Origin of the sequence: Actinacidiphila sp. DG2A-62 (assembly GCF_035825295.1) — a bacterium.
GTDB lineage: Bacteria > Actinomycetota > Actinomycetes > Streptomycetales > Streptomycetaceae > Actinacidiphila.
In genome coordinates, this window is the sequence record NZ_JAYMGI010000002.1 from 7,594,429 (window position 1) to 7,620,453 (window position 26,025).

A 26,025-nucleotide genomic window follows, 5' to 3' on the forward strand; every position below is an offset into this window, starting at 1 on the left:
GGCGGACACGAGCGGGGTGTGCGGGGCGTTGCGCGGCACAGCGGCCACGGCGGCGGCCAGTGCGGCCGGAGCGGAGGCCACGGTCGCCTTGCCGTTGCCGCCGTTGCCGCCGTTGCCGCCGTTGCCGCCGTTGCCGCCGTTGCCGCTGTTCGCGCTGTTCACGCCGTTCGCGCCGCGCCCGCCGGTCTCGCCGTCCACTGCGGCCCCCGGCCCCGCGGCCTCGGCGGCGTCGAGCGACCGGGCCCGTACCGCCACCAGCGACAGCGCGTCGCCCAGGGCGAACACCCCGGCCAGCACGCCCGCGGCGTACTCGCCCACGCCGTGCCCGACCAGCAGCGCCGGCCGCACACCGTGGCGCCCGAGCAGCGTCGCCAGCGCGTAGCCCGAGGTGAACCGCGCGAGGTCGGCGACCTCGCGTCCGCTCACCGGCCCGGTCGCGGTCGCTCCCGGGCCGCCGACCGGCTCGGGTCCGGCCGAGGTGCCCGAACCGGCGCCGGTGACCGCGCCACCGGCGGCCAGGTCCTGATCGGCCACCGCTCGCCGGTCGCCCGGCGCCGCGGCCGCGGCGCCCGCGGACCCGAGCAGGGCGGCCCGCACGTCCCCGGCGGCGTCGCCCAGCAGCGCCAGGCACGCGTCGACGGCTTCCGCGAACGCGGGCTCGGACCGGTACAACTCCGCGGTGAGCGCGGCGGACTTCGCCGCGGCGGACGATCCGGCCGGCGTCCCGGTCGCCGCATCCGCATCCACGGCTGAGGCGTCGGGCAGCAGGAAGGCGACCCGGGGACCGCCCTTCACCCGCCTGACCGGCGCGGCGTCGGCGGCCAGCGCCGCGCCCGCCCGCTCCGGCGTGTCGGCGACCACCGCGCGCCGGAACTCCAGCGCGGCGCGGCCCCGTTGCAGCGTGTGCGCGACATCCGGAAGTGCGGCGTCGGGCCGGGACAGGTGCTCGGCCAGCCCGGTCAGCCGCGCGCGGAGCGCCGCGGGGTCGGCGGCGGACACCGGAAGGATCTCGACCCGCGAGGCCGAGGCCCCCACCGACGCCTCCTTCGCCGCGCCCGTCGCGCCCGTCGCGCCCGTCGCGCCCGTCGCGCCCGCCGTGCCGGACGTGCCGGGTGTCCCCGCACCGCCCGCCTCCCGCACGGCCTCCTCCGCCGACGCGAGCACCACGTGCGCGTTGGTGCCGCACCAGCCGAAAGAGCTGACGCCGGCCAGCAGCCCGCCGGACGTCTCGTCGGCGGCGGGGAACTCCGTGAGCCCGGTCAGCGGCCGGACCTGGCCCGCGGCGCGGGTGGTCTCGGAGGGTTCGGTCAGATTCCGGTTGGGCGGCGCGGTCCGGTGCTCCAGGACCAGGACGGCCTTGATCAGCCCGGCCATGCCGGCCGCGGCCTGGGTGTGGCCGATGTTGGTCTTCACCGCGCCCACGTGCAGCGGGCGCGTCCTGCCGCGGCCGAACACGTCGGTCAGCGCGCCGAGTTCGATCGCGTCGCCGAGCGGGGTGCCGGAGCCGTGCGCCTCGACGTAGTCGACGTCGCCGGGCTCGGCGCCCGCCGCGGCCAGCGCGGCCCTGATCACCTCGACCTGGGCGCCGCGGCTCGGCGCGGTCAGCCCGTTGCTGCGGCCGTCCTGGTTGACCGCGGTGCCGCGCAGCACCGCGTGGATGCGGCGCCCGTTGCGGATCGCGTCCGACAGCCGCTCCAGGAGCACCACGCCGCCGCCCTCGCCGAGGACGTAGCCGTCGGCCTTCGCGTCGAAGGTCTTGCACTCGCCCTCGGGCGAGAGCATCGCCGCCGCGCACGCGTTGACGTACATGTCGGGGTGCAGCGCGAGGAACACGCCGCCGGCCACCGCGAGGTCGCACTCGCCGCGGCGCAGCGCCGTACCGGCCTGGTGCACCGCGACCAGCGAGGACGAGCACGCCGTGTCGATGGTCAGCGCGGGCCCGCGCAGGTCGTAGTGGTACGCCAGCCAGGCCACCACGCTCGGCGACACGCCCTGGCCGAGGTACGGCTCGGTCACCACCTCGGCGCCCTCGGCCTCCTTGGTCACCTGGCCGTACTGCAGGATGTCGGAGAACCCGACGAGCACACCGGTGCGGAGCCGGCCAGCGACGGCGGGGGAGTGCCCGCGTCCTCCATGGCCTCCCAGACCAGCTCCATCAGCAGCCGCTGCTGCGGGTCCATCCGCAGCGCCTCGCGCGGCGAGCTGCCGAAGAACGGCGCGTCCCAGCCGGCCACCTCGTCCAGGAAGGCGCCGCGCGTGGTGTACACGCCGCGCTCCTCGACCATCGGCGCCAGGTCGAAGCGCCCGCCGGGCACCTCGTCGCGCACGCCGGAGCGGCCCTGCGCCAGCAGGTTCCAGTAGTCCTCGACGGAGCCGGCGCCGGGGAACCGGCACGCCATCCCGACGACGGCGATCGGCTCGGCCGCCGCGGCCAGCCGGCCGCGCGCCTCGGTGAGATCGCGGGTCGCCTTCTTCAGATATTCCCGGAGTCTGTCTTCGCCTGCCATCTTCCTGCTTCCTGCCTCGTGTCGCCTTGCACGGGGTTCGCGGCGCCCGGCCGATGGGCAGGCGGGCCGGAGGGGTCGTCGTCGGGGTGGGTGCGGGGCCCGGCCGGGGCCGCGGCGCGCGGGCGCCGGGCGGGGAAGGGGGCGGCCGGGCCCCCGCACGGTCAGGACTGGGCGTCGATGAAGGCGAACAGCTCCTCGTCCGTCGCGCCGTCCAGGGAGGCCGCCGGCGTCCTCGCGTCGGTCTCCACCCCGAGGCGGTCCAACGTCGCGAACAGGGCGTCGATCACGCGCTCGCGCAGCGCGGGGGCCGCGGAGCTGAACTCGTTCGCCATCTGCTGCAACCTCTCTTCCAGCGCGTCCATGGGGTCCGGTGGTTCGGGCACGAGCAGACCGGTCAGGTGACCGGCGAGGGCGTCGATCGTGGGGTGGTCGAAGACGAGCGTCGCGGCCAGGTCCAGGGCGGTGTCCGCCTGGACGCGGTTGCGCAGCTCGACGGCGGTCAGGGAGTCCAGGCCCAGGTCGATGAAGGGCGTGGCGCCGTCCAGGGAGGCCGGGTCGCCGTGGCCGAGGACGGCGGCGACGTGCCCGCGCACCGCGCCGGCGACCGCCTCCCGCGCCTGCCCGGCGTCCAGGCTCCGCACCGTGAGCGCCAGGCCGCCGCCGGAGGACTGCTGCCCCGCGCCGCCCGCGCCGCCGGCCGTCCGGCGGCCGGTCCTGACCAGGCCGCGCAGCAGCGGCGGCACGGACCCGCCGCCAGGCCCGGCACCCGCCGGCGCGAGGTTCCACCGGGAGGCGACCACGACCGGGTCCGCGTCCGGGTCGGTGAGCACGGTGTCCAGCAGTCGCAGCCCCTGCTCCTCGCTGAGCGGCGCGATCCCGGCCCTGGCCAGCCGCGCCTCGTCGGCCGCGGTCAGGTGCGTGCCCATGCCCGACGACGCCCACAGGCCCCAGGCCACCGACACCGCCGGCAGTCCGGCCCGGCGGCGCAGCCCGGCGAGCGCGTCCAGGAACGTGTTGGCCGCGCCGTACGTGGCCTGGCCGCCGTTGCCCAGCACGCCGGCCACCGAGGAGAACAGCACGAACGCGCGCAGCGGCAGTCCCGCGGTCAGCTCGTGCAGCGCCCACGCCGCGTCCGCCTTGGGCCGCAGCACCTTCGCCAGGCGCTCGGTGCTCTGCCCGGCCAGCAGGCCGTCGTCCAGCACGCCCGCGGCGTGCAGCACCCCGGTCAGCGGCCGGTCGTCGGGGATCGAGGCCAGCAGCGCGGCCAGCGCGTCGCGGTCCGCGGCGTCGCACGCCTCGATCCGCACGCTCGCGCCCGACCGCCCCAGCTCCTCGGCCAGTTCGGCCGCGCCCGGAGTGTCGGCGCCGCGCCGCGAGGTGAGCAGCAGGTGCCGTACGCCGTGCTGCTCGACCAGGTGCCGGGCGACCACCGCGCCCAGTCCGCCGAGGCCGCCGGTGACCAGCACGGTCCCGTCGCCGAACCCGGCCGGCTCCGCGCCGCCCGCGGTCCGCCGCGCGACCCGCGGCGCCAGCACCGCGCCGTCGCGCAGCAGCAGTTGCGGCTCGCCCGCCTCGGCCGCCGCGGCGACCGACTCCCGCGCGGCGGGGGCCAGCAGCGCCTGGGCCGCGCGGGTCGCGTCGGCGGCGCCCGACGCCGGGGCCCCGTCGGTGGCCGGCCGGTCCGCCGGGTCCGCGCCGACGACCACGAAGCGTCCCGGGTGCTCGATCTGCGCGCTGCGCACCAGGCCCCAGACCGTGGCGGTGGCCGGCCGGTACGGGTCGGCGGCCAGCACCAGCCGGACGCCGGACAGCCGCGGGTCGGCGGCCCAGTCCCGTACGGTCTCCAGCGCGCGGCCGGCCACCTGCCGGGCCGCCTCGGGCACGTCGCCCGGCGCGGCGTCGGCCAGGGCGTCGCAGTCGAGGAGCACGACGTCGGGCAGCGGGCTCGCGGCGGCCACGGCGTCCAGGCTGTCGTAACGCGGCATCCCGGCACCGGAGTCGGAGTCGGAGTCGGAGCCGCCGGCGTCGCCCGTACCGTCGGAGCCGGTCGCAGCCGTGGAGCCGGCCGCGGCCGCGGGCCCCGCCGTGTCGCCGGTCCGCCGCGCCGGGTCCAGGCGGGCCCAGGAGCGGGCCGGACCCGCCGGGGCGACCGGGAGCGGGGTCCAGTCCAGGCCGTGGTAACCCTCGGTCGCGGCGCCGCCGATCGAAGCCAGGAGCGCGGCCGGGGTGACCGCGCGGACCCGCAACTCGTCGGCGGCGAGCACCAGGTCGGCCCGCTCGTCCGCGGCGGTCAGCGACAGCCGCTCGGCGTCCTCGGTGACGATCCGCACCCGCAGCACCGTGGCGCCGGTCGCGGCCAGGCGCAGTCCGCGGAAGGAGAACGGCAGCCGCAGCTCGTCGGAACCGCTGTCCAGCAGGTAGGGGTGGAACGCCGAGTCCAGCAGCACCGGGTGCAGTCCGAACCCGGCGTGCCGGGCCTCGGCCGGCACCTCGACCTCGGCGAACAGCTCGTCGCCGCGCCGCCACGCCGCCCGCACGCCCTGGAACGCCGGCCCGTACGCGTAGCCCATGCCGGCCAGCCGCCCGTAGCCGCCGTCGAGGTCCAGCGGCGCGGCGCCCAGCGGCGGCCAGGCGGCGGCCCAGGCGCACGCGTCGCCGCCCGCCGGGCCGGCCGCGTCCGCGGCCAGGCTGCCGGAGGCGTGCCGGGTCCACGGGCCCGATCCGTCGGCGCGGGCCAGCACCTGGACCGCGCCGTCCGCGCCGACCGCGACCTGCACGTCCAGCGGCCCGCGCTCGGGCAGCGGCATCGGCGCCTCGAACGTCAGCTCCTCGATCCGGCCGAGCCCGGCCCGCGAGGCCGCCTCGGCGACCGCGTCGAGCAGCGCCGTGGCGGGCACGATCGGCGTGCCGGCCACCGCGTGGTCGGTCAGCCACGGCAGGTCCTGCGCGGAGAACCGCCCGGTGGCGACCAGCCCGCCGTCCGCGAGCTCCACCGCGGCGCCCAGCAGCGGGTGCGGCAGCCCGGTCAGTCCGAGCGCGCCCGCGTCCGAGCGGGGCGCGGGCCGCAGCAGCCAGTAACGCTGCCGGTCGAAGGCGTACGTGGGCAGGTCCACCGTCCGGCCGCCGGGCGCCGCCGCGGTCCAGTCGACCGGCGCGCCGGCCGCGTACGCCTTGCCGAGCGCGGTGAGCAGCGCCTCGGGCTCCGGCATCGAGCGGCGCGAGACGGCGGTGACCACCGCCCGGGTCTCCGGCAGCGTCGCCCTGACCATCCCGGACAGCACCGGCCGCGGGCCGATCTCCAGGAATAGCTCGGTGCCCGCCGCGTCCAGACGGGTGGTCAGGTCGGCGAACCCGACCCGGCCGCAGACCTGGTCCACCCAGTAGCCGGGCTCGGTCCAGTCGCGGGACGCGCCCAGGTTCACCTCGCGGGCCAGGTGCGGGGTGCGGAAGGAGAGGGTGGACAGCTCGTCGGCGAAGCGCGCCAGCATCGGCTCCATCAGCGGCGAGTGGAAGGCGTGGCTGACCGTCAGCCGCGTGGTGCGCCGCCCGCGCCCGGCCCACAGCGCGGCGATCTCCGCAGCGGTCTCCTCGTCGCCGGACACCACCACGTCGCCGGGGCTGTTGACCGCCGCGATGGCCACCAGGTGCTCCTTGCCTGCGAGCGTCAGCGCGACCTCCTCGGGCGCGGCGCTGATCGCGAACATCGCGCCGCCGGAGGGGAGTTGCTGCATCAGCCGGGCGCGCGCGGCGACCATGCGGGCCGCGTCGGGCAGGTCCCACAGGCCGGCCGCGTGCGCCGCGGCGATCTCGCCCACCGAGTGCCCGGCGACCCGGTCGGGGGCCAGCCCGAAGGACTCCAGCAGCCGGAACAGCGCCACCTGGTAGGCGAAGAGCGCGGGCTGCGTCCAGTACGTGCGGTCCAGCGGGGTGCTCCCGCCGTCCGCCGGCTCCGTCCACATCACCTCGCGCAGCGACCCCTCCAGGTGCGGGTCGAGCGCCGCGCAGACCTCGTCGAAGGCGCCCGCGAAGGCGGGGAAGGCCGCGTACAACTCCCGTCCCATGCCGGGGCGTTGACCGCCCTGGCCGGTGAACAGGAAGGCGGCGCCCGGCCGTTTCGAGGCGAGGCCGTGCGGGGCGGCGGCGTCAGCGTCGTCCCGCGCGAACGCGGCGAGCCGGCGCAGCAGTTCGTCGCGGTCGCGGCCGACGACCACCGCGCGGTGACCGAAGCGGGCGCGGCTGGTGGCCAGTGCGTGCGCGACGTCCACCGGGCGCAGCGCCCGGTGCGCGGCGACGTGGCGGCGCAGCCGCTCGGCCTGTCCGCGCAGCGCGGTCGCGGACTCGGCGGACAGCGCCCAGGCGACGGGGGCGACCGGCGCGGCCGGCGCGTCGGCGCCGGCCGGGGAGCCCGGCGCGGTGTCGGCGCCGGCCCGCGGGCCGTCCGCCGCGTCGAGCGCGGCCCACGGCTCCGGCGCGGACTCCGGCTCCTCCAGGATCACGTGCGCGTTCGTCCCGCTGATGCCGAACGACGAGACCGCCGCGCGGCGCGGCGCGTCCTCGCGGGCCGGCCAGTCCCGCTCCTCCACCAGCAGCTCCACCGCGCCCGACGACCAGTCGACCTGCGGCGTCGGAGCGCTGAGGTTGATGGTGCGCGGCAGCGTGCGGTGCCGCATCGCCATCATCATCTTGATCATCCCGCCGACCCCTGCGGCGGCCTGGGTGTGCCCGATGTTCGACTTCAACGAGCCCAGCCGCAGCGGCCGTTCAGCCGGGCGCCGGGCGCCGTAGGCGGCCAGCAGCGCGTTCGCCTCGATGGGGTCGCCGAGCGGCGTCGCGGTGCCGTGCGCCTCGACGGCGTCCACGTCGGCCGGGGTGAGCCGCGCGTCGGCCAGCGCCAGCGCGATCACCCGCTCCTGGGCCGGACCGCTCGGCGCGGTCTGGCCGTTGCTCGCGCCGTCCTGGTTGACCGCGCTGCCGCGCACCAGCCCGTACACCGGGTGGCCGTTGCGGCGCGCGTCGGACAGCCGCTCCAGCAGCAGCACCCCGGAGCCCTCGCCCCACGCGGTGCCGTCGGCGTCGGCGGAGAAGGACTTGCAGCGGCCCTGCGGGGACAGCCCGCGCTGCCGGGAAAACTCCACGAAGGTGTCGGGCGTCGCCATCACGGTGACGCCGCCGGCCACCGCGAGCGAGCACTCGCCGTCGCGCAGCGACCGCACCGCCTGGTGCACGGCCACCAGCGAGGAGGAGCACGCGGTGTCCACGGTCACCGACGGGCCCTCCAGCCCGAAGGTGTACGAGACCCGGCCGGAGAGCATGCTCGGCGTGCTCGACACCATCAAGGTGCCCTCGGCCTCCTCGGGCGCCGCCTCGGAGAACCGCGCGGCGTAGTACTCGTACATCACGCCCGCCCACACGCCGGTGTCGCTGCCGCGCAGCGTCGCCGGGTCGATGCCGGAGCGCTCGAACGCCTCCCACACCGTCTGCAGGAACAGCCGGTGCTGCGGGTCGATCGAGGCCGCCTGCCGCGGGCTGATCCGGAAGAACGGCGCGTCGAAGTCGCCCGCGTCGTGCACGAACCCGCCGCGCGTGGTGTACGTCGTGCCGGACGCCGCCGGGTCGGGGTCGTACAGCCGCTCCTTGTCCCAGCCGCGGTCGTCGGGGAACTCGCTGGTGGCGTCCGTGCCGGTGGCCACCAGCCGCCACAGGTCGTCCGGGCTCTGCACGCCGCCGGGGTAGCGGCAGCCGATGCCCACCACGGCGATGGGCTCGTGGTCGCGGGCGTCGGCGTCGGCCAGCCGGCGCCGCGCGTCGGCGAGGTCGGCGGTGACCCGCCTGAGGTAGTCGCGAAGCCGCTCTTCGCTTGCCATGGCTGTTTCCCTTCCGGTGTACGTGGTGCGAGAAGTCGGTCGTCGCGGATGCGCCGGCTGCGTGGTGCGGGGGGTGCGTGTGCGTGTGTCTGTGCCTGGTGCGGGGGTGCGCCGTCGTGGGGGGCCGCGCGGCGTAGGGCCGCGCGGTCGTGCGGGGGTCAGAGCTGGGTGTCGATGAAGTCGAAGAGGTCCTCGTCGGAGACCAGGCCGAGTTCGCCGGGCAGGCCCGGTGCGCCCCGGCCGCGGACCCGGTCGAGCGCCTGGTGCAGCGCGGCCTCGGCGGCCTGCCGGGACTCCGGGTCCCGCGCCGCGGCCGCGTCCGCCACCTGCGCGAGCACCGCGAGCGCCCGGTGCAGCGCGGCCAGCGGGTCCTCGTCCGCCGGGGCCCTGGGCTCGTCCGGCCCCTCGCCGAGCAGCGACTCCAGATGGGCGGCGACGCCGGCCACGGTCGGATGGTCGAAGACCAGCGTCGGCGACAGCCGCAGCCCGGTGTCCCGCTCCAGCCGCTGTTGGAACTCCACCGCGGCCAGTGAGTCGAAGCCCAACTCGGTGAACGGCTGGTCGAGTTCGACCGCGTCCGGCCGCGGGTGGCCGAGCACGGCGGCGGCGTGCGCGCGGGCCAGGTCGAGCGGCGGCGCGGCGGGGGCGGTACGGGACCCTTCGGGTCCGGTCATGGCCGCCGGGTCGCCGTCGCCGTGCCCGGGGCCGGTCCCGATCCCGTACGGGTCGGGTCGGCCGCTGTGCGCGGGCCGTGCGGGGTGCGCGGCCCCGCCCCGGGCGGCGCGGCCGTCCGACGCGGCGGGCACCAGCGACCGCAGCACCGGCGGACCGTCGGCGCGCAGCCCGGCCGGCTCCCAGCGCGCCGCGACCAGCCGGCCGTCCGGCGGGCAGGAGCGCAGCGCGGCGTCGAACAGCGCGAGGGCGTCGGCCTGTTCGAGCGGCGCCACCCCCTGCCGGGCCAGCCGGGCCAGGTCGCCGCGGCCGAGCCCCGAGGCCATGCCGGCCTCGGCCGACCACAGCCCCCAGGCCAGCGACAGCGCCGGCAGTCCCGTGGCCCTGCGGTGGGCGGCCAGGGCGTCCAGGAACCCGTTGGCCGCGGCGTAGCCGGACTGTCCCGCGGTGCCGACGACGCCGGCGACCGACGAGTAGAGCACGAAGGCGCGCACCGGCAGATCGGCGGTCAACTCGTGCAGCAGCCAGGCCGCGTCGGCCTTGGGCCGCAGCACGGTCTCCAGCCGGTCGGCGTCCATCGCGGTCACTAGACCGTCGTCCAGCACGCCCGCGGCGTGCACCACCCCGGTCAGCGGCCGGTCGGCGGGGACCGACGCGAGCAGCGCCGCGAGCGCGTCGCGGTCCGCGACGTCGCACGCCGCGATCCGCACGGCCGCGCCGGCCCGCTCCAGCCGCCCCCGCAGCTCCGCCGCGCCCGGGGCGTCCTCGCCGCGCCGCGACACCATCAGCAGGTCCCGCACGCCGTGGCGCTCGACCAGATGCCCCGCGACCAGCGCGCCCAGCCCGCCGGTGCCTCCGGTGACGAGCACCGTCCCGAGCCCGAACACGTCGTCCGCGTCCACGAGTTCGGCGTCGGCCGCACCGCCCGCCCGCGAAGCGGCGTGCGCTGCGGCGCGGGGAGCCGGCGCGGACCAGGGCCGCGCGCCGGAGGTCGCCCTGTGCTGCGCGGCTCCCGGTGTGTGGGTGCTCGTGGTCGCGGCTCCCGGTGCGTCGGTGGTCGCGTGTGCGGCTCCCGGTGTGTCGGTGGTCGTGGTCGTGGCTCCCGGTGTGTCGGTGGTCGCGTGTGCGGCTCCCGGTGCGGCAGCTGCTCCGGGCGCGGAACGGGGGGTGGCCGCAGCCTCGTGCCAGGCGGCCGGGCCCGGCGCGGTGGAGGGCCGGGACGCGGCGTCGGCGCCGCGGGTGTCCGCGGCCGCCGTCCCGGCCGCCGCCCCCGGTGCGTCCGCCGCGTCCCGGACGGCCCCGGGAAGGGCCGCCGTGGCGGGCGCGGGCGCCGTACCCGGTCCGTCCTCGCGTCCGGACGCCGCTCCGGCCCCGGGCGTGGCGTCCTGCGCGGGTTCGGCCGGCCAGGGGGCGAGCCGGGGGACCAGCGTCGCGGGCGTCCCGGGGGCGTCGCCCGCGGCCGGCGACAGGGTGGTCGTCGCCGCGATGCCGGGCAGCTCCGCGCGCCGCGTGGAGCCCGGTGCGGCAGAGGCCGCCTGCTCGCCGGCCGGCGGTGTCGTGAGCGTGGCCGCGCCGGCCGGCGGCGTCGCCGCGGACTGGGGCTCGGCCGCGGTGAGGCGGGGCCAGGCGGCGCCTTCCGGCACGTGGGTGACGGCGAGGGCGCCGGGGTGCTCGGCCTGGGCGGAGCGCAGGAAGGACCACAGGGGCGCGCCGGTCAGGGAGTTCGGGTCCGCGGTGAACACCAGCCGGGTCGCGGCCAGTTCGGGGTCCGCGGCCCTGCGGCGCACGAGGGCCAGCGCCTGGTGCAGCGCACCGCGGACGGCCTGCGGCACCGGGACGCCCGCCGGCGCGCGGTCCAGGCCCGGCACCACCACGAGCGGCGGGGCGCCCTGCGCGACCACCGCGTCCAGGTCGGCGGCCCGCGCCACGTCGGCGCCCGCGGCGCGCAGCGCCTCGGCGGTCCGCGCCGCGTCAAGACCCTCGCCCAGCACCACGCAGCGTCCCTCGTGGGCGTCGCCTTCCTCGCGGCGGCCGGGCGCGTCGCCGGACCCGGCGCCGGACCCGGCGCCGAGCGCGTCGCCGGGCGCGGGCGTCCACACCAGCCGGTAGAGCGCGGCGGCGTCCGCGGCCCCGGCGCTCCCGGGGCCCGCGTCGAGGCCGAAGCCGTCGGGCGCGTTGCGCAGGACCACCGTGGTCCCGCCCACCGGGCGTCCCGCGTCGTCCCAGAGCGCGAGCCGCACCGGGCCGTCCGCGCCGAGCCGCGTGGGCGCACCGGCCCCCGCCGGGCCCGTGGCCGGGTCCGCGGCCGACAGCCGCACCCGCAGGGCCGTCGCGCCGGGCGCGGTCACCTCGGTGTCGGTGAACGCGAACGGCACCGGCCGCGCGCCGTCCCGCTCCAGCAGCAGCGCGTGCAGCGCCGCGTCGAGCAGCGCGGGGTGCAGCGGGTGGCCGGCCTCCGCGGCGATCGGCAGCCGCACCTCGGCGTACAGTTCGGCGTCCGCGCGCCACGCGCCGGTCAGGCCGCGGAACGCGGGACCGTAGCCGTAGCCCGCGTCGGCCAGCCGCTCGTACGCGCCGTCCAGGTCCAGCGGGCGGGCGTCGCGCGGCGGCCAGGGCCCGGTCCACGCGTCCCGGCCGGGCTGCCGGGCCGGCGCGGCGACCGCCGCGGTACGGCCCGTGGCGTGCACGGTCCACGGCGCGTCCGGGTCGCCGGCCGGCCGGGCGTGCACGGTCATCTCGCGCTGCTCGCCGGCGCCTTCGCCGTCCTCCGCGTCCGCGGGGCCGACCGCGACCTGCACCTCGACCGCGCCCCGCGCCGGGAGCGCGAGCGGAGCGGTCAGGGTCAGCGCCGCCACGCCCTGCGCGCCTACGGCCGCCGCGGCCTGGAGCGCGAGTCCGGCGACGGCCGTGCCGGGCACGACGGTCGCGCCGCCGATCACGTGGTCGCCGAGCCACCGCGCGGAGCGGCGGGAGAAGCGTCCGTCGAGCAGCAGCCCGCCGTCCGCGGCGACCGCGGTCGTACGGTGCAGCACCCCGCAGGCGCCGTCCGCCGGGTCGGCCAGCCAGAAGCGGCGGCGGTCGAAGGAGTACGAGGGCAACGCGGCGCGGGCGCCCGCCGGTACGGTCGCCGACCAGTCCACGGGCGTGCCCGCGGCGAACGCCTCGGCCAGGCCCTGCAGCAGCGCCTCGTGCTCGCCGCGACCGCGGCGCGCGATGGCGGCGACGGCGGGGGCCGCCGCAGACGCCGCGGACGCCGCAGACGCCGTGGATGTCGTGGATGCCGTGGATACCGCGGACCGCCCGCCGGCCAGGGTCTCGCGGACCATGCCCGCAAGGTGCGCCTGGGGCCCCACTTCGAGCAGCACACCGGTACCGGCCTCGACCAGCCGGCCCACCGCCGGGGCGAACAGCACGGCCGCGCGGATCTGTTCGGCCCAGTAGCCAGGGTCGGTCCACGACAGCGCGCTGTCGGCCGTGGACGCGTACGCCAACCGGGGTTGGGCGAAGGTCACATGTGCGACCTCGCGCCGGAACGCGGCCACCGCGGGCTCCATCAGCGGGGAGTGGAAGGCGTGGCTCACCGTCAGCCGCTTGGTGCGCAGCCCCTGGGCCGCGAACGTCGCGGCGATCTCCTCGCACGCCCCCGCCATCCCGGAGATCACCACCGCACGCGGCCCGTTGACGGCCGCGAGGCCGACCTCGCCGGCGTGCCCGGCCAGTGCCGCGCGCACCTCCTCCTCGCCCGCGCCGATCGCCACCATCGCGCCGCCGCCGGGGAGTTCGTCCATCAGCCGGCCGCGCACGGCCACCAGCCGCGCCGCGTCGGCCAGTTCCCACACGCCCGCCGCGTACGCCGCGGCGAACTCGCCCACCGAGTGCCCGGCCACGCTCCGCGCGGTGACACCCAGCGTCCGCAGCAGCCGCCACGCGGAGGTCTCGAACGCGAACAGCGCGGGCTGGGCGTACCGCGTCCGGTCCAGCAGCGCCGCCTCGGCGCTGTCCGGCCGCGCCCACACCACGTCCCGCAGCGGGCGGTCCAGATGCGGGTCCAGCGCCGCGCACACCTCGTCGAACGCGGCGGCGAACGCGGGGAAGACGTCGTACAACGCGCGGCCCATGCCCAGGCGTTGCGCTCCCTGGCCGGTGAACAGCACGGCCGTGTCCGCGGCGCCGCGAGCGCGGCCCTCGACCACGCCGGCGGCCGGCCCTCGGCCAGCGCCGCGAGGCCGCCGAGCAGTTCCTCGCGCCCGGACCCGAGGACCACGGCGCGGTGCGCGAACACCGTGCGGTCCGCGAGGGTCCGCGCGGTGCGCGCCGGCGCCTTGTCCGCCGCGGCCCCGGCGATCCGTCCCGCGTGGGCGCGCAGCGACTGCGCGGTCCGCGCGGAGACCACCCACGCCATGGGCGTCGGCTCGGCGACCTCGTCCGCCGCCGCGTCCTGCCGCGGAGCCTCCTCCAGCACCAGGTGCGCGTTCGTGCCGCTGATCCCGAACGACGAGACCGCGGCCCTGCGCACCCGCTCGCCGCGCGGCCAGGCCCGCGCCTCGCCCAGCAGCCTCAGCCGGCCCGCGTCCCAGTCCGCCCGCGGCGTCGGCCGCCGCGCGTGCAGCGTCGCCGGCAGCACCTCGTGCCGCAGCGCCTGCACCATCTTGATCACCCCGGCCACCCCGGCGGCGGCCTGCGTGTGCCCCACGTTCCCCTTGACCGACCCGACCCACACGATCCGCTCCCCACCCGCGGACTCGCCTGCCGGCGCCGAAAGGGTCTCGGGGGTCGCGGTGTCGTGGGTGGTGCCGGTGGCGGCGGGGTGGTGGGGGGCGCCTGGTGCGGTGGCGGGCGTGGGTTCGCCTGTCGGTGTGGTGGTGGTGAGGGTTCCGCGGGTCGGGGTGTTGTGGGGGCTGCCGCCGGTGGTGGACGCGGGTCCGTCCGCCGGCGGGGCGCCCGCGGTAGTCCCGTCGGTCGGCGTGGTGTCCGAACTGCCGTGGGCGGCGGGGAGGGTGGCGGATGTCACGTCCGCGCGGCGGGCGGCGTTCGCTGCGGCGGCCGGCGCCGGCGTGGCGGTCGGCGTGGCGGAGGTGATGGCCGGGACACGGCCGTGCGTCGTCCCGTCGTCCGCGCCTCGGGCGGCGTCGCGCGGCGACCCGGCGGGCGCGGAGCCGTGGTCCGGGCCGGGGGGCGTCGTCGCGGCGGGCGCGGAGCCGGCGGTCGGTGTCGGGCCGGCGTACGTCTCCGCGGACGCGGAGGAGGCACGGGCAGCCGGGGCGGTCGGGGGCTTCTCGGCCTCGGGGGTCGAGGCGGCCGGGTGGGGGGTTCCGGGCCGGAGGCCGTAGGTGGCGATCAGCGCGTTCGCCTCGACGGGGTCGCCGAGCTTCGTGCCGGTGCCGTGCGCCTCGATCACGTCGACGTCGTCGACGGTGAGCCGCGCGTCGGCGAGGGCCTGGCGGACGACCTCGCGCTGGGCGCCGCCGTCGGGGGCGGTGAGGCCGTTGGACGCGCCGTCCTGGTTGACGGCGGTGCCGCGGATCACCGCGAGCACCGGGTGGCCGCGCCGCCGCGCGTCGGAGAGCCGCTCCAGCACCAGCACGCCCGCGCCCTCCGCGAACGACGTCCCGTCCGCGTCCGCGGAGAACGGCTTGGCGCGCCCGTCCGGGGCCAGTCCGCCCTGCCTGCTGAACTCCGTCAGCATCCCCGGCGTCGACATCACGGTCACCCCGCCCGCCAGCGCGAGCGGGCACTCGCCGCGGCGCAGCGCCCGTACCGCCAGGTGCACGGCGACCAGCGACGACGAGCACGCGGTGTCCACGGTCAGCGCCGGGCCGCGCAGGCCCAGCGTGTACGCGATCCGGCCGGACAGCACGCTCGACGCGGTGCCGGTCAGCAAGTGGCCGTCCGCGCCGCCGTCCTGGCGGTGCAGGCGCGGCCCGTAGTCCGAGGCCATCGCCCCGACGTAGACGCCGACCGGCTCGCCCTCCAGCGCGCCGGGCCGCAGCCCGGCCTGCTCCAGGGCCTCCCACACGGTCTCCAGCAGCAGCCGCTGCTGCGGGTCCATGGCCAGCGCCTCGCGCGGGCTCAGCCCGAAGAAGGCCGCGTCGAACAGCGGCGCCTCGTGCAGGAAGTAGCCGCGCGGCGCGGCGCACGCGCCGGGCGAGCCGTCCCGGCCGAGCAGCTCGTCCAGGTCCCAGCCGCGGTCCGACGGCAGCTCGCCGATCGCGTCCGTCCCGGTGGCCACCAGCCGCCACAGGTCGTCGGGGCTCGCGACGCCGCCGGGGTAGCGGCAGCTCATCGCGACGACGGCGATCGGCTCGGCGTCCGGGTCGTCCCCGTCGTCGTCGAGGCGGCCGGAGTACGCCCCCAGGTCCGCGTCCGTCTCGGCGTATGTCTCCGCGTCCGCGTCCCGGTCCAGGTTCCGATCCCGGTCCAAGTCCCAATCCGGGTCCAAGTCCAGGTCCGCGTCCGCGTCGGCGCCGGTCCCGGCGTCCGTCCCCGCGAGCGCGTCAGCGCCGCCTACCGCCTGCTCCGCCAGCAGCCCGGCCAGGTGCGCGGCCACGCGCCTCGGGCTCGGGAACTCGAACAGCAGCGTGCTCGGCAGCGGCAGCCCGGTCGCGGACCTGAGCCGGTTGCAGAGGTCGACCGTGCCCTGCGAGTCCAGCCCGAGGTCGGTGAAGCTGCGCCCGGCGTCGAGGGCGGCGGCGTCCGCGTGGCCCAGGACGGCGGCGGTGGCGGTGGCGACCAGATCGCGTACGGCGCCGGACGGCTCGCCCGCGCGTGCCGGGGCAGTCGCCCCGGGGCGTGCCACGGCCGCGGCGTGCCGCGCCCGCCCGCCCGCGCGCCGGGTCCGCGCGCCGCCACCGCGCACGGCCGGCGCGCCCTCCAGCCAGTGCCGCTCGCGCTGGAACGCGTACGTGGGCAGGTCCACCACGCGCGCCCCGTCCGGCGCGGCCTCCTGCGCCCAGTCGACCTCCGCGCCGGCCGCGTACGCCTCGGCGAGGCTGCGCAGCACGCGCGTGCCGTCGCCCTCGTCGCGGCGCAGCGTGCCCACGGCGGCGGCCTCGTACCCCGCGTGCTCCGCGGTCCTGGTGACCGCGCCGGTCAGCACCGGGTGCGGGCTGCTCTCCACGAACAGCGCGCAGCCGTCGGCGAGCGCGGCCGACGTGGCCTCGGAGAACCGCACGGGGTTGCGCAGACTGTCGTACCAGTAGCCGGCGTCGAGCCGGGCGGTGTCGATCAGGCCGCCGGACGCCGAGGAGTAGAAGGGGATGTCGACCGACCGCGGGCGTATCCCGTCCAGCGCGGCCAGGAGTTCGTCGCGCAGCGGCTCGACCGCGGGGGAGTGCGACGCGTAGTCGATGGGCAGCACCCTCGCCCGTACGCCGTCCGCCTCGAAGCCCGCGGCCAGCTCGGCCAGCGTCGCCTCGGGCCCCGAAAGGACCGTGGCGTCAGGGCTGTTGACCACACTGACGCACACACCGGGGAGACCGGCGATGCGCCCCTCGACCGCCGCGGCCGGTGCCGCCACGGCGAGCATCGCGCCGCTGACCCCGCGCAGCAGTCGGCTGCGCAGCGCGCTGACCCGGGCCGCGTCGTCCAGCCCCAGCGCGCCGACGACGGTCGCCGCGGCGATCTCGCCCTGCGAGTGCCCGAGCACCGCGTCCGGGCGCACACCGCGCGCCCGCCACACCTCGGCGAGCGAGACCGTCACCGCCCACAGGGCCGGCTGCACGACATCCACCCGGTCGAAGCCGGGCGCGCCGGGCGCCTGCCGGAGCACGTCCATCAGGTCGAAGTCGGTGTACGGCGCGAGCGCCTCGGCGCACGCGGCCAGCCGCTCGGCGAACGGGCCCGGCACGTCCATCAGACCGCGGGCCATCGCCGGCCACTGCGAGCCCTGGCCGGGGAAGACGAACGCCCGCCGGCCGGCCGCCGCGCGCCCGACGGTGACCGAAGCCCCCGGCAGCCCGGTGGCCAACTCTGCGACGCGCGCGACCAGTTCGGCCCGGTCCGCGCCGAACAGCACGGCGCGGTGCTCGAAGCGGGAACGGGTCCGCAGCAGCGACACGGCGACGTCGGCGGCGGCGAGGCCGGGGTGCTCGCGCAGGTGCTCCGCCAGCCGCGCGGCCTGGCCGCGCAGCGCGGCGGCCGAACGCCCGGACAGCGTCCACACGGTGGTCCGGGGCGCCGGGCCGGGAGCCGCGGCCCCGGCGGCGGGCGCGCTCACGCCGTCGCCCGCACCGTCGCCTTCTCCCGCGCCCGCGCCGTCGACCTCTCGGGTGCTCGCGCCCGCACCGTCGCCCGTGCCGGCGTCGACGCTTGTCTCCGCGCCCGTCTCCGCGCCCGTCCGCTCGCCCGAGTCCGCGTCGCGCGACGCCTGTTCGGGCGCGGGCGCCACGATCAGGTGGCAGTTGGTGCCGCCCATGCCGAACGCGCTGACGCCCGCGACCGCGCCGTCCGGCCAGGGGCCGGCTCGGCGGCGACGCGCAGGCCCAACTCGGCCAGCCGGATACGGGGGTTGGGCGTGACGAAGTTGAGGCTGGCCGGCACGGTGCGCCGGCGCAGCGCCAGCAGCACCTTCAGCAGTCCGGCGATGCCGGCCGCGCCTTCCAGATGGCCGATGTTGGTCTTGGCGGACCCGACGAGCAGCGGCGGCAGGCCCGCCTCCGCGCGGACCGCGCCGAGCGCCGCGCCGAGTGCGGCGGCCTCGATCGGGTCGCCGACGGCGGTGCCGGTGCCGTGCAGTTCGACGTAGCCGACCTCGTCGGGGCGGACGCCGGCCGCGCGCAGCGCCTGCTCCACGACCTGTCGCTGCGCCTGCTCGTCCGGCACGGTCAGGTGGGCGCCGGTGCCGGCGTTGACCGCGCCGCCCAGGATGACGCCGTGGATCGTGTCGCCGTCCGCGACGGCGGCGGCGAGCGGCTTGAGGACGACCAGGCCGCCGCCCTCGCCGCGGACGTAGCCGTTGGCCCGGCTGTCGAAGGTGTGGCAGCGCCCGTCCGGGGACAGCGCGCCGAACCGGCCGAGCGCGTCGTCGGTCTCCGGCAGCAGGTTGAGGTTGACGCCGCCGGCCAGCGCCACGGTGGCGGCGCCGCGCCGCAGCTGCTCGCAGGCCAGCTCCACCGCGACCAGCGAGGAGGACTGCCCGCAGTCCACGGTCAGGCTCGGCCCGTGCAGGGACAGCAGGTGGGAGACCCGGTTGGCGATCATGCTGCGGTGCGTGCCGGCGACGTCGTGCCGCCCGCCCTCGCTCCCGCCCGTGCCCCGGCGCCCGTCCGCGCTCCCGCTGTCGGCTCCGCCCGCGCCGCCGGCCCGGTCGTGCAGCAGCGCGTAGTCCCCGGCGATCGCGCCGACCACCACGCCGGCGCCGCTGCCGGCCAGGTCGGCTGGCACGATCCGCGCGTGCTCCAGCGCCTCCCAGGCCAGTTCGAGCACCAGCCGCTGCTGCGGGTCCATCGCGGCGGCCTCACCGGGGGACACGCCGAAGAACGCCGCGTCGAAGCGGTCCACGTCCGCGACGAACCCGCCGCGCCGTCCACCGGCCGGGCGGCGGTCCGCCGGCGCGTCGCCGACCGCGTCGCGGCCCTCGCTCAGCAGCCGCCAGTACGCCTCCGGGCCGTCGGCGCCGGGCAGCCGGCAGGCCATGCCGATGACGGCGACGGGCTCGCCGCCCGAGGGCCGATGGGACTGAGCGGACATGACCCACCTTTCTGTGCGCATCGCGTTTCCGTTGCCGGTCGGACCGGCCGGGCTGTGCCGAGCCGCCCGTACGCGGGTCGGGCCGGCATTCGCATTCCGCGTGGTTCCGCTTTCGCCGTCCCGGAATGCGGGGAACGGCGGCGTGGAGCAGTCGAATACCTGCGCATATCTGCGGGGAATTCAGGAACGACGGCGACGTCGTATTCCGCCGCGCGGTGCGCGGTGGGCTCTTCGGTTCGTCCCGTGTTCCGGTGACACCAGGAATCGTCGGGGGCGGCGCTCGGCACGTCAAGGCTGTTCAGGGGGTGTGGCGATGGCAGAGAACTGCCGGGAACTTGCTGCCAGCGCGCGCGGATTGACGAGGTGCGGCGGCGGCTGGATAAGTGGTAAGCCGCCGCACCGGAAATTCCCGCCGAGGCGGCGGGGGCGAGTCCGGAAGGAGGTGGAACCGTATGCGCGAGGTCGTCTGTACCCGAGTGGTGTGCACCCTCGTGGGGTGACCCGGGGCGCCCGCCCGCGCGGCGCCGGCTCCCCGACCGTACGTCCCGGGGCCGCCGGCGCCGCCGACCACGACCACTGACCACCGACCAGCACGCACCCGGAGGGACCATGGCCGTCGAGGCCCCGCTCACGTTCGGCCAGTTGTCGACCTGGCGTTCCATCGAGACCTTCGCCGCGGACCGGCTGATGGAGGTCAACGTCCCCGCCCTGTGGGACGTCACCGGCCTCACTGAGTCCGAAGTGCGCCTTGGGCTGCGGCGATTGACGGCCCGTCATGAAGCGTTGCGCACGACGTTCCACGCCCGGCGGGACCCGTTCACGACGGCCGGGGCCGCGTCCGCGACGGCCGGGACCGCGTCCACGACGGCAGCGGGCCCCGCCAGCGGCTCGTCCGAGCCCTTCCAACGGGTCCACGACGAGCTGCCGTTCACCCTCGGCCGGGTCGAACTCCCGCACCCCGACCCGCTGGAGGCCCAGCAGGTGCTGCGTGAGCTGTACGCGCGGCCGTTCCCGGTCGTCGGCGACCCCGGCCTGGCACGGCGTGCTGATCACGGTGGGCGGCCGGCCCGTGTGGCTCGCGGTGTCGATGTCGCACATGGTCGTCGACGTGTGGGCGATCCGCGCGCTGGAGAGCGAACTGCGGCTCGCGGCACGGGAGGACGCCGGCGCGGCGGCCGTCGTCGCGCCCGCGCCCCGCGCACTGGCCGCGCTCCAGCACGGCGACGCGTGGGCCGCGCGCCGACGCGGCGCGCAGAAGCACTGGCGGCGCGTGCTGGACACCGGGCCGCTGCACAATCTGCCCGCATTGGGCGGGAGTTCGGACCCGCGCGGTGGGTCCGGCGGCGCCCCGTACGAACGCCGCGTGCAGGCCACCCTGCGCTCCCACGGGCTGGCCGTGCTGCTGGCCGAGGGAGCGCGGACGCACAAGGTGTCCCCGCAGAGCCTGCTCACCGCGCTGACCGCCGCGGCGCTGGCCGGACTGCTCGGGCGGGACGCGGTGACGCTGAGCCTGATGTGCGCCAACCGCTTCGACCCCGCGTGGCTGCCGGTGATCAGCACGATGAACCAACTCGTGCCGCTGCCCTGCCCGGTGGACCGCGACGCGCCGCTCGCGGCCTTCGTCAAACGCACCCATCTGCAGGCCCTGCTGGCCTACCGGCACGGCTGCTACGACGTGGACGCCGCCGCCGCGCTCGCCGCCGCCGCGCTCGCCGCCGCGGCCCCCGGCCCCGACGGGGCGGCCTTCACGCACGACTGCTGGTTCAACTACGTGACCGCGCCCGAGGACGACGGCGGGTCCGGGCCCGGACCGCGGCCCGACACCCGGGGCGGGACCGGGACCGGGCCCGCGGCGACGCCCGCCGCGACCGTGCCCGACGCCACGCTCGACTGGTCGCCGCCGGCCCGCAACGCCGGACACCCGTTCTACCTGCGGGTCAACGGCGACGGATCGCGGTGGGCGGAGCTGACGCTGCGGGTCGACCCGGCACGGGTCCCGCAGGCGGCCGTGCCCGAGCTGCTGCGGACGATCGCCGCGGGCGCGCGCCGGCTGCTGCACGTCCCGGACGCCACGGTCGGCGCCCTCCTCGACGGCGCCGCCCGCGACCCGCTGCCCGCGGACGTCTTCCCGCCCGCACCCGCGACCGCGCCGCCCACGACCGCCCCCGCGCCCTGGTCCGTTCAGTTGCCCCGGTAGCTGAGCACCGAGTGCGCGGAGACGACGATCGGCAGACACAGCTCGGCCTCCGGCTCGATCACCCGGAACTCGACGATCGCGCGCGGGAAGAGCGCCGCGGCGCCGAGGATGGCGTAGTACGCGTCCAGGTCGCAGACGAGCTGGTACACGGAGGCCGAGACCTGCCCGTCGGCCAGGACCGAGAGGCGGCCGTCCTGGCCGGTGCGGCCGCGCACCACCTCCTGCCAGCCCGACTCGGTCTGCCGGCGCAGCAGGACGTTCACGTCCGCCGCCGGAACACCGAACGAACTGTCCACGATGTGGACATCGAGGCTCATGGGAATCACCGTCTCCGCTTCGGACCTGGGGCAACGGCGCCGGAGCCGGCGCCTCGCACGAGAGTGGGGAGCGCCGCTATCGCCCCGCTCTCGCCGCGCCATCGCCGGCGATCGCCGCCCCATCACCGGGCCATCGCCCGCGCGCCGCGCCCGTCGGCCGCCCGCGCCGGCCGGTGCGCGGCGAGAGCGAGGCGATAGCGAGCCGGCAGCGGCACGAGGACGGACCGAAAGGGGCCTGCCGAACCATCGGTGTCATCGAAAGCGGCGGACCCGGACGGGCCGGCCGCGACCTCCCCGCCCCAAGGAGACGGCATCATGACGGCTCGCACCCTGCGCCACGGCATCACCGCGGCTTCCCTGCTCCTGGCCCTGACCGGCGGCGGCGCGGCCCTGGCCGCGACCCACCGGCCCGCCCCCGCGCACCACGCCGCGGTGAGCGCGGACGGCACGGGCACGGCGGGCACGGCGGGCGCTGCCGGCGGCACGGTCGTGAGCCCCGCGAACACCATCTGGGACGCCCCGGCGCCGAACCCGACGAACCCGACGAACCCGACGAACCCGACCCCCGCGCCGGTCCCGACCACCGACCCCACCGCGAGCCCCGACAACACCATCTGGGACTGACCGCGCGGCCCCACCGCCCGCGAGCGGCACCGCCGGTCCGGTGTTCCGCGCCGTACGGGCCCCTCGCCGCCCGATCTCGCCCCGCCCGATCTCGCCCCGCCCGACCGCGCGCCGTCCCCGGCCTCCGGCCGACCCCCGCCCCGGGCTCCGCTCAGTCCGCCGGCCCCTCGGCCCCCGCGACCGCCCGCACCGCCGGCCCGACGGCGACGCCCGCACCGGCCTGCGACGCCCCCTGCGACGCATCCGGCGCCGCGCCCTGGGCGGCGCCCGCCACCCCACCCCGCAGCAGCGACCTGATCTCGTCGGCCAGCGCCACGTTGCCGTCGCCGACGTGCAGCCCCGCCAGCACCCCGCCCGCCGCCTGCCAGTCCGCCTTCGCCCCGGCCGCCTCGCCGGCCGCGGCCCTGACCCGGCCGCGCAGCACCATCGCCTGCGCCTGCTGGAGCGTCGCGCCGATGGCCTCGAACCCCCGCAGCGCCCGCTGGGCATACCCCTGCGCGGCCTCCAGGTCACCGGCCAGCAGCACCTCGCCCAGCGCCAGCGCCACCCTGCTCTCCGCCATCCGCGCCCTGGACCCCACCGCCAGGTCCAGCGCCTCGGTCAGCCGCGCCGCCGCCGCATCCGGCCGGCCGCGCCGCCGGTCCACCGCGGCGAGCCCGAGCAGCGCGTAGCACTCGCCGACCCGGTCGCGCGCCGCGCGCACGCTCTCCAGCACGGCGCTGTACGCCGCGTACGCCTCGTCCAACCGCCCCTTGCGCAGGTGCAGTTCGCCCATCCGGTTCTGCACCTGCGCGGCCACCCTGCGGTTGCCGACCTGGCGACAGATCGCGTCCGCGCGCGCCAGCAGCTCCAGCGCGGCATCCTCCTCGCCGCAATCCAGGTGGGCGTGCGCCATGTTGTGCAGCACGTGCGCCTCGGCGATCCGGTCGCCCGACACCTGGAAGACGCCCAGCGCCGCCTCCCAGCGGGCCCGCGCCGACACCAGGTCCCCCGCAAGCCGGTCCAGGTACGCCATGTTGCGCAGCACCAGAGCGGCGCCGTGGTCGTCGCCCAACTGCTCGTACAGCGCGTACGCCTGGTCGAACTGCCGCTTGGCCGGCGCAGACGACTGCTCGAACATGTGCAGCGACCCCAGCGAGTAGCGCATCGCGGCCTCGCCGTGCAGGTCCCCCGCCCGGCAGGCGGCCTTCAGCGCCACCTCGTGCGTCTCCCGCCAGTCGTCGAAGTAGCAGTGCGCCTCGAAGATCGTCACCGAGCTGAGCGCCAGGTCCCAGCTGTGCTCGACCATCCCGGACACCGCCGCCTGGCGCACCGCGGCCACGATGGCGCTGCGCTCCTGCTCGTACCAGGCCAGCGGGTCGGCGAGCAGCCGCTCCACCAGGCGGTCCGGCAGCCGCCACCGGCTGGCCGGGCTGCGCCGCTCCAGGAACCCGCCGGCGTACTCGCGCCGGTGCGCCTCGCCGGTCAGCGACAGCAGCGCGCCGAGCCAGCGCTCCAGCGCCGCGCCGCGCTCGTCCGCGCCCTCCTCGACCAGCCGCTCCTGCGCGAACGGCCGGGTGATGTCGTGGAAGCTGTAGCGCACCTGGCCGCCGGGCCCGGGGCTGGCGTCGATCAGGTACGCCTCGGCCAGCACCTCCAGGGCCTCCTGGGCCCGCAGCACGTCGACCTCCAGCAGCGGAGAGCCCACCCACGCCGCGAAGTTGGGCACGTCGAGCAGCGCCAGCCGGCGGAACAGCAGCCGCGCGTCGTCCGAAAGGCTGTCGTACGTCAGCGAGATGCTCGCCCGAACCGTCATCTCGCCGTGGCCCAGCTCGTCCAGCCGGCGCGACTCGTCCAGCAGCCGGTCCACCAGGTCCGCGACGCTCCAGTGCGGGCGCGCGGCCAGCCGCGCCGCGCAGATCCGCAGGGCCAGCGGCAACCTGCCGCACAGCCGCGACAGTTCGGCGACGCCCTCCGGATCGGCGGCCACCCGCTCGGGGCCGACGAAGTGGGTGAGCAGCTCCACCGCGCCGGGTTCGCTCAGCGCGCCGATCTCCACCCGGCCGGTCGACGGCAGTCCGGTCAGCCGGCGCCGGCTGGTCACCAGCACCGCGCAGTCCGCGGTGCCCGGCAGCAGACAGGTCACCTGCCGCTCGGTCATCGCGTCGTCCAGCACGATCAGCAGCCGACGGTCGCTGACCAGGTCGCGGAACAGCTCGGCGCGCTCCTCCAGAGTCCTGGGCACACTCGGCCCGAGGACGCCGAGCGCGCGCAGGAACCGCTCCAGGATGTCCGAGGGGCTCACCGGCCGGTCGCCCGCGCGCAGATCGGCGAAGAGCTGCCCGTCCGGGAACTCCGCGGCCAGCCGGTGCGCCACGTGCACCGCGAGCGTCGTCTTGCCCGCGCCGCCCGGGCCCACGATCACGCAGATCGGCACGGCCTGCCCGCGCCCGTGCCCGCCGTCGTGCGCGCGCAACTGCCGCAGCACGGACTCGACGTTCTCGTCGCGGCCGATGAAGTCGGGGATCGCGGCGGGCAGCAGACTCGGCGAACGGACCGCGCCGGCCGCGACGTCGGCGAACGCGCCGGCGTTCGAGCCCGCGCCGAAACGCGCCTGCGCGGACGGTCCGCCGGCCGCGGTTCCCGACCCGGCGCCCGCGGCGCCGGATGCGGCGGGCGCTGCGGCCGCGGTCGGATCCGCGCCGTGAGCCCCGGCCGTGCCCTGGCCCGGCCCCCGGTCGGCCGCTGCGACGAAAGGCTTCCCGCCGACGCCACGACCGGACTCCCGGCCGTCCGCGCCGGCGCGCCCGCGCCCGTCCCGCGACTCGAACTCCGGGTCCCGCTGGGCCTGTTCCCGGTACCGCCGTTCCTGGTACGCCCGCTCCCGGTACGGCTCCCGCCGGGGCTCTTCGCCGTACGCGTCCTGGTACGGGTCCGGGCCCGCTGAATCCGGGTATGCGGCGTCCAGGTATGCGGCCGAATACGCGGGGTCCTGGTGCGCGGCGTCCGGATACGCGGGGTCCTGGTGCGCGGAACGCGGCGCCGACGCGCGGCCGTCCGGGCGTACCCGGTCGTACCCCGGCTCCGGCACGCGGTCCTGCACCCGCTCGTGCCGCTGCCCGCCCGGCCCCTGCCCGCCCGGCCCCGGCGCCGCGGCCGATCCGCCGCCCGAGCCCTGCCCGGGGGCGGTCCGCACCGCTCCGGGCGGCCGGGCCGCATAGCCGAGCGCGGCCGGCGGCGGGAACACCCCGGACAGCAACGCCTCGTGCAGCGACCGCAGTTCGCTGCCGGGCTCGATCCCCAGCTCGTCGCGGAGCGCGGTGCGCGCGGCGCGGTAGGCGTCCAGCGCCTCGGCCTGCCGGCCCGCCGAGTACAGCGCGGCCATCAGCAGCGCCCAGAAGTGCTCGTGCAGCGGGCGCTCCGCGACCAGCGCGCGCAGCTCGCCGATCGCCTCGTGGTGCTCGCCGGCCTGCAGCGAGCACTCCAGCGTCTCGCCGATCACCGCGAGCCGCCGCTCGTCGAGCCTCCCCACGCCCTGACGGGTGAGGATGCTGTCGATGTCGGCCAGCGCCGGTCCGCGCCACAGCGCGAGCGCCGAGCGCAGGACCCGCGCCGCGCCCGCCGGGTCGCCGGCCGTCCGGGCCGCCCGCCCCTCGTTCACCCGAGCCTCGAAGTCGTGCAGGTCGAAACCGTGCCCGGCGATGCGCAGCAGATAACCGGGGCGGCGGGTGTCGATCAGGTCCTCGCCGCACGCGGCCAGGATGCGGCGGCGCAGCGCCGAGATGCAGATCTGTATCTGGCCGCGGGAGGTGGCCGGCGGGTCGTCGTCCCACACCGCGTCGATGAGCCGCTCGACGGAGATCACATGCCCGGCCTCCAGCAGTAACATCGACAGGACGGTGCGCTCGCGTGAACCACCGAGCTGCACAGAACGCCCGTCGGCTGAAACGTCCAGATGCCCGAGTATGCGGAACTCCACTGATTCCCCCACGACGCTGACGCGTCCCCGTAAACGAAAGGTCCGTGCGGGTTGAGCGGTACTGAGGACGAGTTGATGGTGCTGTGGTCAGGCGGTCATGGTAGCCCACACCGATCACTTGGGAACCGTGCAAACCGAGAACGCACTGTGAATTCGTATACGCCTCCGGCAACTCCGCTTTCCCATCCGGTCGCTGGTA

General features: G+C 77.6%; 7 protein-coding genes and 2 pseudogenes. 2 read left to right on the forward strand and 7 right to left on the reverse strand.

Annotation, left to right across the window (positions count from 1 at the left end):
• Positions 1-207 precede the first annotated feature (207 nt).
• From VSR01_RS38085 to VSR01_RS33715, 5 genes and pseudogenes are all read right to left on the reverse strand, one after another.
• Positions 208-2,507, reverse strand: a pseudogene (locus VSR01_RS38085) (beta-ketoacyl synthase N-terminal-like domain-containing protein); the annotation flags it as partial.
• A gap of 161 nt (positions 2,508-2,668) precedes the next feature.
• On the reverse strand, positions 2,669-8,371 hold the full coding sequence (locus tag VSR01_RS33700) for a type I polyketide synthase (RefSeq protein WP_326452774.1): 5,703 nt from the start codon (positions 8,369-8,371) through the stop codon (positions 2,669-2,671).
• A 158-nt stretch (positions 8,372-8,529) separates the two neighbouring features.
• The gene (locus VSR01_RS33705) at positions 8,530-13,197 is read right to left on the reverse strand and encodes an SDR family NAD(P)-dependent oxidoreductase (RefSeq protein WP_326452775.1); all 4,668 of its coding nucleotides are present in this window, start codon (positions 13,195-13,197) and stop codon (positions 8,530-8,532) included.
• A gap of 137 nt (positions 13,198-13,334) precedes the next feature.
• Positions 13,335-17,456, reverse strand: a pseudogene (locus VSR01_RS33710) (beta-ketoacyl synthase N-terminal-like domain-containing protein); the annotation flags it as partial.
• Positions 17,432-18,730, reverse strand: coding sequence for a beta-ketoacyl [acyl carrier protein] synthase domain-containing protein (locus tag VSR01_RS33715; protein ID WP_326452776.1), 1,299 nt, complete (start codon positions 18,728-18,730; stop codon positions 17,432-17,434). The gene VSR01_RS33715 and the pseudogene VSR01_RS33710, both read right to left, overlap by 25 nt.
• A gap of 988 nt (positions 18,731-19,718) precedes the next feature.
• On the opposite strand from VSR01_RS33715, the gene VSR01_RS33720 reads away from it, so the two are divergent.
• Positions 19,719-20,927, forward strand: a complete 1,209-nt coding sequence (locus VSR01_RS33720) for a hypothetical protein (protein WP_326452777.1) — start codon at positions 19,719-19,721, stop codon at positions 20,925-20,927.
• Here VSR01_RS33720 and VSR01_RS33725 read toward each other — a convergent pair.
• Positions 20,912-21,244, reverse strand: a complete 333-nt coding sequence (locus VSR01_RS33725) for a hydroxyisourate hydrolase (protein ID WP_326452778.1) — start codon at positions 21,242-21,244, stop codon at positions 20,912-20,914. The two genes, VSR01_RS33720 and VSR01_RS33725, sit on opposite strands and share 16 nt — an antisense overlap.
• Before the next feature lie 315 nt (positions 21,245-21,559).
• Here VSR01_RS33725 and VSR01_RS33730 point away from each other — a divergent pair, with 315 nt between their 5' ends.
• A complete protein-coding gene (locus tag VSR01_RS33730; protein ID WP_326452779.1) occupies positions 21,560-21,868 on the forward strand; it encodes a hypothetical protein in 309 nt (102 codons plus the stop codon).
• 151 nt (positions 21,869-22,019) lie between these two features.
• On the opposite strand, the gene VSR01_RS33735 is transcribed toward VSR01_RS33730, so the two are convergent.
• Complete coding sequence (locus tag VSR01_RS33735) at positions 22,020-25,838, reverse strand: AfsR/SARP family transcriptional regulator (RefSeq protein ID WP_326452780.1); 3,819 nt, start codon at positions 25,836-25,838, stop codon at positions 22,020-22,022.
• Positions 25,839-26,025 lie beyond the last annotated feature (187 nt).